This is a genomic window from Jidongwangia harbinensis (assembly GCF_020216025.1).
GTDB lineage: Bacteria > Actinomycetota > Actinomycetes > Mycobacteriales > Micromonosporaceae > Actinoplanes > Actinoplanes harbinensis.
The window spans coordinates 80,079-90,701 of record NZ_JAIWNC010000043.1 but is presented as its reverse complement, the minus strand read 5'-3'; the positions used below and the strand labels follow the sequence as shown (position 1 = coordinate 90,701).

Annotated in this window: 8 protein-coding genes; 4 read left to right on the top strand and 4 right to left on the bottom strand. The window is 73.8% G+C overall.

Going from position 1 to position 10,623, the window contains the following annotated elements; translation table 11 throughout:
• Window positions 1-212: 212 nt before the first annotated feature.
• The 4 genes from LDL48_RS36465 to LDL48_RS36450 form a co-directional block, all read right to left on the bottom strand.
• Complete coding sequence (locus LDL48_RS36465; RefSeq protein ID WP_225259718.1) at window positions 213-1,439, bottom strand: RNA polymerase sigma factor; 1,227 nt, start codon at window positions 1,437-1,439, stop codon at window positions 213-215.
• Window positions 1,436-1,810, bottom strand: coding sequence for a YciI family protein (locus tag LDL48_RS36460; protein WP_225259717.1), 375 nt, complete (start codon window positions 1,808-1,810; stop codon window positions 1,436-1,438). The genes LDL48_RS36465 and LDL48_RS36460 overlap by 4 nt, the downstream gene beginning before the upstream one ends.
• Before the next feature lie 73 nt (window positions 1,811-1,883).
• Window positions 1,884-3,050, bottom strand: a complete 1,167-nt coding sequence (gene eboE / locus LDL48_RS36455; RefSeq protein WP_225259715.1) for a metabolite traffic protein EboE — start codon at window positions 3,048-3,050, stop codon at window positions 1,884-1,886.
• A 47-nt stretch (window positions 3,051-3,097) separates the two neighbouring features.
• A complete protein-coding gene (locus LDL48_RS36450; protein WP_225259714.1) occupies window positions 3,098-5,761 on the bottom strand; it encodes a PQQ-dependent sugar dehydrogenase in 2,664 nt (887 codons plus the stop codon).
• A 237-nt stretch (window positions 5,762-5,998) separates the two neighbouring features.
• Between LDL48_RS36450 and LDL48_RS36445 the strand changes: the two genes are divergently transcribed.
• Genes LDL48_RS36445 through LDL48_RS36430 form a run of 4 tightly spaced genes read left to right on the top strand, consistent with a single transcriptional unit; the run spans window position 5,999 to window position 10,618 of the window.
• Complete coding sequence (locus tag LDL48_RS36445; protein ID WP_225259713.1) at window positions 5,999-7,372, top strand: aminotransferase class V-fold PLP-dependent enzyme; 1,374 nt, start codon at window positions 5,999-6,001, stop codon at window positions 7,370-7,372.
• Window positions 7,373-7,376: 4 nt separating this feature from the next.
• Window positions 7,377-8,630: a glycosyltransferase family 87 protein gene (locus LDL48_RS36440; protein ID WP_225259712.1), complete on the top strand. Its 1,254-nt coding sequence runs from the start codon at window positions 7,377-7,379 to the stop codon at window positions 8,628-8,630.
• Complete coding sequence (locus LDL48_RS36435) at window positions 8,627-9,544, top strand: decaprenyl-phosphate phosphoribosyltransferase (protein WP_225259711.1); 918 nt, start codon at window positions 8,627-8,629, stop codon at window positions 9,542-9,544. The genes LDL48_RS36440 and LDL48_RS36435 overlap by 4 nt, the downstream gene beginning before the upstream one ends.
• A gap of 21 nt (window positions 9,545-9,565) precedes the next feature.
• Window positions 9,566-10,618 carry an ArsR/SmtB family transcription factor gene (locus LDL48_RS36430; protein WP_225259710.1) on the top strand — a complete coding sequence of 351 codons (1,053 nt, stop codon included), beginning with the start codon at window positions 9,566-9,568 and terminating at the stop codon, window positions 10,616-10,618.
• The last annotated feature ends 5 nt before the right edge of the window (window positions 10,619-10,623 follow it).

Sequence of the window (10,623 nt, the reverse complement as noted above, 5' to 3'; positions counted from 1 at the left end):
CGTGCTGGCCGCGCAACGCCGCGAACGAGCCCGAGTCCGCAGCGAACGCCAGCAACGCTGGGGGCGACCCCGGACCAAGGCAGCCTGACGGGTCAGACCCGGTGAACGTTCGCGGCCAACGCACTAGGCGGCAGACAGCGGGTGGGAAGTTGCGGTTTGCACCGTGCACCGCCCGCGGCCGCCGGTCGGACCAGCGCGGACCGGCGTCGGGGTCAGCTGCCGGCCGCCACCTCACCGCGGCGGGCGGTCAGGAACGCCCGCTCCACGTCCGTGCCGACCAGCGCGATCGCCCGGTCGTACTCGGCGACCGCCGCGGTGGACCGGCCCAGCCGGCGCAGCAGCTCGGCCCGGGTGGCGGGCAGCTGGTGGTGGCCGGGCAGCCGCTCCTCGAGACCGGTGAGCAGGTCCAGGGCGTCCGCCGGACCGCTCGCCTCGGCCACCGCCACGGCCCGGTTCAGGCGTACCACCGGCGAGCCGGTCAGCCGCTCCAGCCGGTCGTACAGCTCCGCGATGGCCGGCCAGTCGGTGTCCGCGGCCCGCGCGGCACGGGCGTGTTCGGCGGCGATCAGCGCCTGCAGACGGTACGGGCCGGGCGGGCCGCCGGCGGTGCTCGCCAGCAGTGCCAGGCCCTCGTCGATCTCGTCCCGCATCCACCGTGCCCGGTCCTGGTCGCCGAGCCGCACCAGGGTGCCGCCAGCCACCCGGGCCCGCCGCCGGGCGTGCTGCAGGATCATCAGCGCCAGCAGGCCGGTAAGTTCCGGGTCGGGGCCGGCCAGGCGGTGCAGCAGCCGGCCCAGCCGGATCGCCTCGACCGCCAGGTCCTCGCGGATCAGGTGCGCACCGGCGGTGGCGCGGTAGCCCTCGGTGAAGATCAGATAGACCACCACGAGTACGGCGTGCAGGCGCGCCGGCAGCTCGGCGTCGGCGGGCACCCGGAACGGGATGCCGGCGCCGGCGATCTTGCGTTTGGCCCGGGTCAGCCGGGCCGCCATGGTCGCCTGGGACACCAGGAACAGCCGGGCGATCTCGCCGGTGCTGAGCCCGGCCACGAACCGCAGGGTGAGCGCCACCTGCGCCTCGACCGCCAGGGCCGGGTGGCAGCAGGTGAAGATGAGCCGGAGCCGGTCGTCACCGATCACGTCCTCGTCCTCGAGATCCGGCCCCGCCACCGACTCGTCCATCAGCAGCAGGGGCAGATAGCGGGTGAGCGTGGCCTCGCGGCGCTGCCGGTCCACCGCGCGGCGCCGGGCCACCGACACCAGCCAGGCCATCGGCCGGTCCGGGGCGCCGTCGGCGGGCCACTGCCGGGCCGCGTCGGCGAACGCGTCCTGCACCGCGTCCTCGGCCAGGTCCACGCTGCGCAGCTCACCCACGAGCAGGGCGAGCAGGCGGCCCCAGTACTCGCGGTACGCCTGCTCGACCGGGCCGGTGCCGATCAGTGCGCGTCCCCGCCCGGCTCGTCCGCGCTGTGGTCCACGACCGGGCGGACCTCGATCACGTCGCCCATCGCGGCCAGCTCCCGGGCGAATTCCAGCGCCTCGTCCAGGTCCCGGCCGTCGACCAGGTAGAAGCCGCCGAGCTGCTCCGCGGTCTCCGCGTACGGGCCGTCGGTGACCACCGCGGTGCCGTGCTCGATGCGTACCGTGGTGGACATCTCGGAGAGCGCGAGTTCCTCCCCGCCGCGGTCGGCGCCGCGCTCGCGCAGCAGGTCGGAGAAGCGGCCGTGCGCCTCGTAGGCCCGCGCCCGCTGCTCGGAGTCGGCCTCGGCCCAGTCCTTCTCGTTCTGATAGATCAGCAGTGCGTATTTCACGTCGACCTCCCAGTGTCCTTTGTACGCCATCCGCGGCGACAGAGTGAGGCACGGCGCGACCCCGACGGGTGGTTCAGCCGGCCCGCTCGGCGAGACCCAGTGCGGTCAGCCGGCGCCGGGTCCAGTCGATCTCCGCGGCCAGGTTCTCGACCAGCGGCGCCGGCCGGGCGGCGCCCCGCCGCAGCCGCCAGGTGTACGTCTCGATCTCCAGGTGGTCGGTGACCGCCCGCGCCCCGCCGAACAGCTCCCGCAGCAGGTCGGACACCACCTCGTCGGTGGACCCGAACGGCTCCTCCGGCGGCCGGTGCACCGGCAGGTGGTAGTGGATGCGCCAGGCGCTGCGGCCGGGCAGCCGCAGCCGGCCGTCCAGCGCCTCCTCCAGGTCGTCGACCCCGCGTACCCCGCGCACCGACCGCTCCCGCACCTGCCGCGGGAACCGGGAGCCGACCAGTTCGCGCAGCACCGGCCGGACCGTCTCGGCGGACGGTTCGGCGACCGTCAGGGCCGCGGAGATCTGCGCCTTGACCACGGACAGGTTGCTGCCGGCCAGCCGGGCCACGGCCGGGCCGACGTCGGCGAAGGTGAGCGCCTGGTGGCAGGCGTCCAGGCAGACGCCGACCCACTCCCGGTCCACCGCGTCGAGCAGCCGGGCCGCGTCCTCGGCGTTCTCCACCACGCACCCGGCGGCCGGTTCGAACCCCACCCGGACCGGGCGGCCCTCGTCCTCGGCCAGCCGGCGCAGGCCCACCGGCAGCGCCGCGAGGTGCCGGGCGGCGGCCAGTTCCTGCTCCGGGAACCAGGGCCGGCGCCAGGCGATCGGCAGCGTCGACACGCTGCCCCGCCGGGCGTCGTCCGGAAGCAGCCGGGCCAGGCAACGGACCAGGTCGAGGGTGTACGCCAGCCGCTCCGGACGCGACCAGTCGACCGCGTACACCTCCCGTTTGGCGGCCGGCACCGGCTCCTCGGCGTACGGCGTGCCGTGCAGCGTGACCACCTCGAGGCCGCGCCGCTGCAGCTCGGCGCGGAGCCGGTGGAGCCGCCGGGGCTCCTCCAGCAGGGCGGCCGCCACCGTCGGGGCGAACCAGACGCCGAGGCCGAGCCGGTCCGCGCCGAGCCGGTGGCGCACCGGTTCGGCGTAGCGGGACAGGTCCGCCAGCAGCGCGTCCAGGCCCGCCGCCGCGTGCACGTTGGCGCTGTAGGAGAGATGGACGACGGTTCCGTCGGGGTGTACGAACCGCACGCTCCACCTCTCCTCGTCGCGGGTCCCGGATCGGCCGGCGGCCGGACTCAGCCGTCGTAGACCTCCAGTTCCGCGAGGACGTAGCGGCCTCCGGCCCGGGGTCCGCCGGTGATCGCGATCCGGACGTAACGGGCCGCCGCCGGAGGGACCACGTTCTGGTCGACGCCGCCGTCGCCGGCGCTCACCGTGTACGCCGGGGTCCAGGTGCGTCCGTCCGGCGAGGTCTGCACGGTGTACCGGTCCGCCGGCCGGTCCCCCCAGCGCAGCAGCGCCCGCCCGACGTCGCGGGACCGGCCGAGGTCCACGGTGATCGACTGCCGGGCGCCGGGCCCGCTGATCCAGGCGGTGTCGGTGCGTCCGTCGGTGGCCCGGCGCGGCCCGGCCGACGGCGCCTGCGAGCTGGACGCGCGGGTACGGCGCTGCTCGGCCAGGTTGGTCTTCTCCCGGAACGTCGCGGTGTACGTGGTCGGCGCGGCCGGGGCCTTGATGTTGTGCACCGCGGCGCCGCCGTCCGACCAGGAGGCGAACTCGTACACCCGGTCGCCGGACTCCTGCGGGGTGATCGCGGTGATCGACAGGCTGGACCCGACGATCACGGTGCGGGTGAACGGTGCCGGCAGCCACTCGAAGAACGCCGACAGCACCAGTCCCGGCGGATCGCTGGCCAGCGTGAGGTCCACGGTCCGCGGGTCCAGGCGCCGGCTCACCGTGGTGGCCAGTCCGGCCGAGTCGGTGACGGTCAGCCGCAGTTCCAGATGCGACGGATACTCGTGGTCGGGCGCCACGAAGCTGCCGGTCCGGCCGGTGCGCCGGGTGATCTCGTGCGCGTGGCAGTCCTGCGGGCAGTGCTGGACGAGCAGGGACCAGCGGTACGCGGACTCCGGCAGCGCGCCGTCCTCGGCGTCGGTGGCCTGCCCGGCGTACTCCACCGTCTCGCCGACCGCCCAGGTGCGGCCCGCCACCGGCGCGGCCATGGTGACCGCCGGCGGGGTGTTGCCGACCTGGACCTCGGTGGTCGCGGTGTCGGTGCCGCCGTTGCCGTCGTCGACCCGCAGGCCGGGCGTCACCGTGCCGTCCGCCGGGTAGGTGTGGGTGACCGTGACGCCGGTGCCGTCGTCGTGCGCGCCGTCGCCGTCGAGGTCCCAGGCGTAGGACAGCGGGTCGCCGTCCGGGTCGGTGGACGAGCCGGCGTCGAGCGTGACGGTGAGCGGGGCGGTGCCGTACCGGGGGGTGGCGGTGAACGCGGCCACCGGCGGGTGGTTGTCCGCGTCGTACACGTACCGCAGCACCCGGCCGCCGATCAGGTCGACCCCGTACATGTCGCCGTCCGGGCCGAGTTGCAGCTCGGTGAAGAGGAAGTCGCCGTGCGCGAACACCTCGACCGTGTCCGGGTCGGGCAGGCCGTCGGCGCCCGCCCGCATCACCCAGATGCATTTGCGGTTGTGGTCGGAGAAGAACAGCGCGTCGTCGTAGGCGTCGGGGAACGCGCCGCCGGGGTAGAACATCAGGTTCGCGATCGACGAGCTGCCCTGGGTGCACGGCTCCCCCGGGGTCAGCGGCTGCCGGTGGTTGTACGTGTAGTACGGCTCGGTGACCGGTTCGGAGCCGTCGTAGAGGCGCTCGCAGAGGGTGAGCCGGGCGGCCTGGTAGTCCGGCATCGGGCGGAGCCCCTCGTAGCAGGGCCAGCCGAAGTTGGGCACCCCGTCGCGGGTGATCCGGTTGATCTCCTCCCACTCGTCCCAGCCCACGTCGCCGGCCCACAGCTCGCCGGTGCCCGGCCGGAACGTGAACCGGAACGGGTTGCGCATGCCGTACGCGATGATCCGCCGGGTGTTCAGGTCCGGGCTGTCGGCCATCGGGTTGTCCGCCGGCGCCTCCGCGGTGTCCGGGTCGATCCGGATGACGGTGCCGCCCAGGCCGGCCGGGTCGCCGCTGGTCCGCACGTCCTGCGCACGCAGCGCGCCGCCCTCCGCGTCCGGCGCGACCAGCTCGGTGCCGGCCGGGAACGGCGGGTCGCCGCAGACGTTGTCCGGGGTGACGTCGGTGTCCGGGAACCCGTCCTGCCCGTAGTCGGTCCAGGCGAAGTTCGCGCCCTCCCCGCCGCTGGCGTAGAGCATGCCGTCCGGGCCGAACGCGACGGTGCCGACCGAGTGGCTGGGGAACGGCATGCACCAGTCGTTGATCATCACGCGCTCGGTGACCCCGGTGCCGTCCAGCGTCAGGGTGGAGAGCCGGCCGCTGACCACGCAGCCGTCGCTGAGCGGGCCGGGCGGCGTCGGGCAGTCGTCGTCGACGCTGTCCTCGGTGCCCCAGGTCGGCGCGGTCCCGCCGATCGGTGCGTCGTACGTGTAGTGCACGTAGATCCGCGGGTCGTCCGGGAAGTCCGGGTGCAGCGCCATCCCGATCAGGCCCCGGTCCCAGTAGTTGTGCACCCGGGCCTGCAGGTCCGCGACGATCACCGGCGTGGTGTCGTCGAGCGAGTCGAACATCTTGACCACGCCGCTCTTCTCCGCCACGAACACCCGCCCGTCCGCCGCGAACTCCACGTTGGTGGGCTGGTTCAGGCCGCTGAACACGACCTGCTCGGCGAACCCCGCCGGGACGTCGCTGGGTGCGGCCGACGCCGGCGGCGGGTCGCCGAGCACCACCGGCGGCACCAGCAGCAGCGCGGCCAGAAGCGCGGCGGCCGGGCGCCGCAACGACACGTGCATGTCAGCTCCTCGGATTTCCAGACGGGGAAAGGTGAACACCCGAACGGATTCTGCCGCATCAATACCGGGCAGGATCCGATGGTGCGGTGAATCAGCAAGAAATGCAGCTTGCGCACGTCACGCCGCATTCTGTGGAACGCGGCAAGAAATGCCTAGCCGGGTACGGGCTGCTTTTCCCTAACCTCAGAGCGTCGACAGCCGGCCGCCTATTGCGGCGGGACAATGGGAGGTTGAGGGATGCGACAGTCAGTCAACGGGGCTGCGGAGCGGCGGAGTCGGGGGATCGGCCGGCGCGGTCTGCTCGGCGGCGGCCTCGGCGCCGGCCTCGCCGTGGGCCTGGGCGGACCGGCGGTCGCCGCGCCCGGCGCCGCCCCGAGCGACGCCGAGATCCACCGGCGCTTCAACCCGCGCAGCTGGCGCTCGGTCCGGGACCAGTTCCGGCTGTCCCGCGACTACCTGCAGTTCTCCGCGTTCGTGCTGGCCTCGCATCCGGCCGGGGTGCGGCTGTCGATCGACGAGCATCGCCGGCGGCTGGACGTCGACCCGTACGCGTACGGCGCGTTCCGCAACGACATGGACCGCAGCAAGGGCATCCGGGAGCGGCTCGGCGCATACCTGAACGTGCCGGCCGGCGAGATCGCGCTCACCGACAGCACCACGATGGGCCTCGGCGTCATCTACACCGGACTGGACCTCTCGCCCGGCGACGAGGTGCTCACGCTGGACCGCGGATTCTTCGGCACGGACGAGGCGCTGCGGGTGCGGGCGCTGTCCACCGGGATCACGGTCCGCAAGTTCGCGCTGTTCGACCAGCCGGAGAACGCCACCGCCGAGATGATGGTGGACCGGATGCGGGCGGCGGTCACGCCGCGGACCCGGCTCCTCGCGGTGGACTGGATCCAGTCCAGCACCGGGGTGAAGCTGCCCATCCGGATGATGGCGGACGCGCTCGCGGTGATCAACGAGACCCGCGACGAGGCGGACCGGGTGCTGCTGTCGGTGGACGGCGTGCAGGGCGTCGGCGTGGAGGACATCGACCTCGCCGCGCTGGGTGCCGACTTCTTCATCAGCGGACTGCACAAATGGATGCTCGGGCCGCGCGGCACCGGCTTCGTCTGGGCGCCGGCCGCGAACTGGGCCCGGGTGCACCCGATCATCCCGAGCTTCTCCGAGGCGTCGATCCTCAGCTGGTTCTACGGCAAGCCGTGGCCCGGCCCGCCCGGCGACTGGAACAGCCCCGGCGGGTTCCACAGCTTCGAGCACCGCTGGGCGGTACCGGCCATCCTCGACTTCCACGAGGCCATCGGCAAGGACCGGGTGGCGGCCCGCACGCTGAGCCAGGCGGCCCGCCTCAAGTACGGGCTGAGCCGGATTCCCGGCGTCACCGTGAAGACCCCGGCCGACCCGGCCGTGTCGTCCGCACTGACCTGCTGCGCGGTCGACGGCTACACCTCCGAGCAGGTGGTCGGCCGGCTCAAGGAGGAGTTCCGGATCGAGACCACGGCGAGCGAGTACCAGGAGAGCTTCGTCCGGATCGGCCCGAGCATCGTGACCACGCCGGACGAGGTCGACCAACTGGTCCGCGCCGTGCACCAGATCAGCCGGACGTGACGCCATGACCCGTCTGAGCACCGCCGGCAAGATCGCTCTCGCGGTGGCCATGGAGATCATGGCGATCGCCGTCGTGGTGGCGCTGGACGCGTTCGGCTCCCTCGACTTCGACGTGTACCGGGCGGCCACCCACGAGTGGCGGACCGGCGGCAGCATCTACGAACTGCCCGAGCAGCAGACCGCGATGGGGCCGCTGCAGCTGGTGCTGATGAACCCGCCGGTCGCGGCCGTGGTGCTGGCGCCGGTGACGCTGCTGCCCCGTACCCTCGGGATCGCCGTCTGGTGGGTGGTGTCGCTGGCCGCGCTGGCCGTGGCCGTGTTCGTGGTGGCCCGCGCGATCCAGGCCCGGCTGCCGCGGGTGGACGCGCGGTGGCTGACCGCGCTGGCGCTGCCGGCGCTGACCCTGCTCGGCCCGGTGCGCGACGAACTCACCTTCGGGCAGATGAACATCGTGCTGATGGCGCTGGTGCTGGCCGACCTGCTGACCCCGCGACCACGCTGGCCGCGCGGGCTGCTGCTCGGCATCGCCATCGCGGTGAAGCTGCTGCCCGGCGTGTTCCTGCTGTTCCTGTTGCTGCGCAAGGACGTGCGGGCGCTGATCTGGAGCGCGGTCGGTTTCCTGGTGCCGACGCTGGCCGCGCTGGCGGTGGCGCCGCGGGACTCGGTCGACTACTGGACCCGCCACCTGTACGACACCGACCGGGTCACCGATCTGGTCGGCTGGTGGTGGTCGCCGAACCAGTCGCTGCTCGGTGCGGTGAGCCGGTTCCACTGGGTGTCGGTCCCGACCGTGGTGATGCCGGTGCTGTACCTGGCCGTGCTGGCCGCCGTGGTGGTCGCGATGCGGCGGGCGCTGCGGTCACCGGCGCTCGGCCCGGAGGTGGCGGTGGTGGTCAACGCGACGCTGGCGCTGCTGGTGACGCCGACGTCGTGGAGCTACCACTGGGTGTGGGCGGTACCCGGGTTGATGGTGTTCACCATGGTCGCGGTGCGCACCCGGGCGCTGCCGCTGGCCGCCGGGGTGGCGTTCGCCGCCGCGGTGTTCTACGTCGGGCCGCCGTGGCTGATGCAGAGGTACGACGGCAGCGAGCAGAACTGGAACGTGGCGGAGTATCTGGCCGGGGACGCGTACCCGCTGATCGGGATAGCGGTGCTGGCCCTGGTGGCGCTCTGGCGCACCGAACCGGCGGAACCGCCGCCCGCGGAAGCCGGGGCGGAGCGGCCGGTGCCGGCGCGGACGCCCGGGCGCGCGCCGTGACCACCGCGCCGCGGATCACCCGATCGCCGGCCGGCCGGACCACCGGCCGGCCGGTGCCGCGCGACGTACTCACCGCGTGCCGGCCCCGGCAGTGGGTGAAGAATCTGCTGGTGTTCACGGCCCCCGCGGCGGCCGGCGTGCTCACCCAGCCGGCCGTGCTCGGGCGCACCGCGGTCACCTTCGCCGCGTTCTGCCTCGCCGCCAGCGCCGGCTACCTGTTCAACGACACCCGGGACGCCGCCGCGGACCGGCTGCACCCGGCCAAGGAGCACCGCCCGATCGCGTCCGGCCGGGTGCCGCCGCGCGCCGCGTACGCCCTCGCGGCGCTGCTCGCCGGGACCGCGCTCGCGGTCACCGCCGCGCTCGGTTCGCTCTGGTTGCTGGCGCTGCTGGTCGGCTATCTGCTGCTGACCGCGGCGTACACGCTCGTGCTGCGCCGGGTCGCGGTGGTCGACCTGGCCGTGGTGGCCGGCTGCCACGTGGTCCGGGCGGTGGCCGGAGCGGCGGCCGCCGCGGTCGCGCCGAGCACCTGGTACCTGCTGGTTGTCTCGCTCGGGTCGCTGCTGCTGGTGGCCGGGCGCCGGGAGGCCGAACTGCACGTCGCCGGGGCCACCGGGACCCGGCCCACGCTGACCGTCTACACCGTCGGCTACCTCGCCTCGGTGCGCTCCATCACGTCGAGCGCGATGATCGTGACGTACTGCCTGTGGGCGCTGGCCCCCGGTGACTTCCCCGGCCTGACCCCGCGGTCGGCCAGCATCGTGCCGTTCATCCTGGTCGTGCTGCGGCTGAACCTGCTGATCGAACGCGGCCGCGGCGAACAGCCGGAACACCTGCTCCTCCACGACCGCCAGCTGCAGGTGATGCTGGGCGTGCTGGCGCTGGTCCTGGCCGCGGCGGTGCACGGCCCGTAGAACCGCGGCTACGGTGTTCCGATGATCCGCATCCGAATCGGTGAGTCGACGCTCGATCGCACCCGGATCGCGCTGAGCCCGCTCAACGAGATGGTCGCGGGCCTCGACCTGGTGCACCGGGAACGGGACCGGCGGCGGGCCCGGTGGCCGTACACCGACTGGGTCGAGCGGGCCCGCGAGGTGCTGCGCACGGTGCCCGAGACCGCGCCGCTGCGGGTGTACGGCCAGCTGTACGGCGCCGAGCACGCCCGGCGTACCCCCGACCTGTTCACCCCGGTCCCGCACACCGCCCGTCCGGTCCTGGCCGAGCAGCTGGACCTGCTGCGCCGGACCCCGGAGGCGACCGTGGCCGCGCAGTTCGCCCGGCACTACCCGGAGGGGCTGCCCGGCTTCCTCGTGCCGTACCTGGCGGACCGGGACCGCGCGTTCGGCCGGCTCGCCGACGCGCTGACGGCGTTCTGGAGTCTGGCGATCGCGCCGTACTGGCCGGTGATGCGCGCCGCGCTGGACGAGGAGGTGCTGCTGCGGGCGCGCACGCTCGCCTCGTCCGGCCCGGAGGCGCTGCTGGCCGAACTGGGTGGGACGGCGCAGTGGAACCGGCCGGTGCTGTCGCTGCCGCGGCGCCACGAGTCGGTGCTGCCCGCCGACGATCAGCGCCTGCTGCTGGTGCCGCTGATCCTCGCCCAGGACCGGCTGACCTGCTCCACCGACCACCCGGAGATCCTGATGGTGACCTACCCGGCCCGCGGCGCGGCGGTCCTGGCGGGCCGGCCCGCGACCGCCCGGACCACCCGGGACCGGCTCGCTCAGCTGATCGGACCCGGCCGGGCGGCGGTGCTGCGGTCGCTGGCGCGGCCGGCCACCACCACCGGGCTGGCCGTCGCGCTCGGCCTCTCCCCCAGCACGGTCTCCGAGCAGCTCGGTTCGCTGACCGAGACCGGTGCCGTGCAGCGCTCGCGCACCGGACGGCACGTCCTGTACGACCTCACGCCCGCCGGCGCCGCGCTGGTGGCGCTGTTCGCCGACGATTCGGATCCGGCCGAACCGTTGGAGTGCTCGGAGGCCGTTTCCTAGCTTCG

Bases quoted from the DNA above. Each gene is read 5' to 3' on its own strand.
- LDL48_RS36430 (WP_225259710.1), top strand. From the start codon at position 9,566: ATGATCCGCATCCGAATCGGTGAGTCGACGCTCGATCGCACCCGGATC.
- LDL48_RS36445 (WP_225259713.1), top strand. From the start codon at position 5,999: ATGCGACAGTCAGTCAACGGGGCTGCGGAGCGGCGGAGTCGGGGGATC.
- LDL48_RS36450 (WP_225259714.1), bottom strand. From the start codon at position 5,761: ATGCACGTGTCGTTGCGGCGCCCGGCCGCCGCGCTTCTGGCCGCGCTG.
- LDL48_RS36440 (WP_225259712.1), top strand. From the start codon at position 7,377: ATGACCCGTCTGAGCACCGCCGGCAAGATCGCTCTCGCGGTGGCCATG.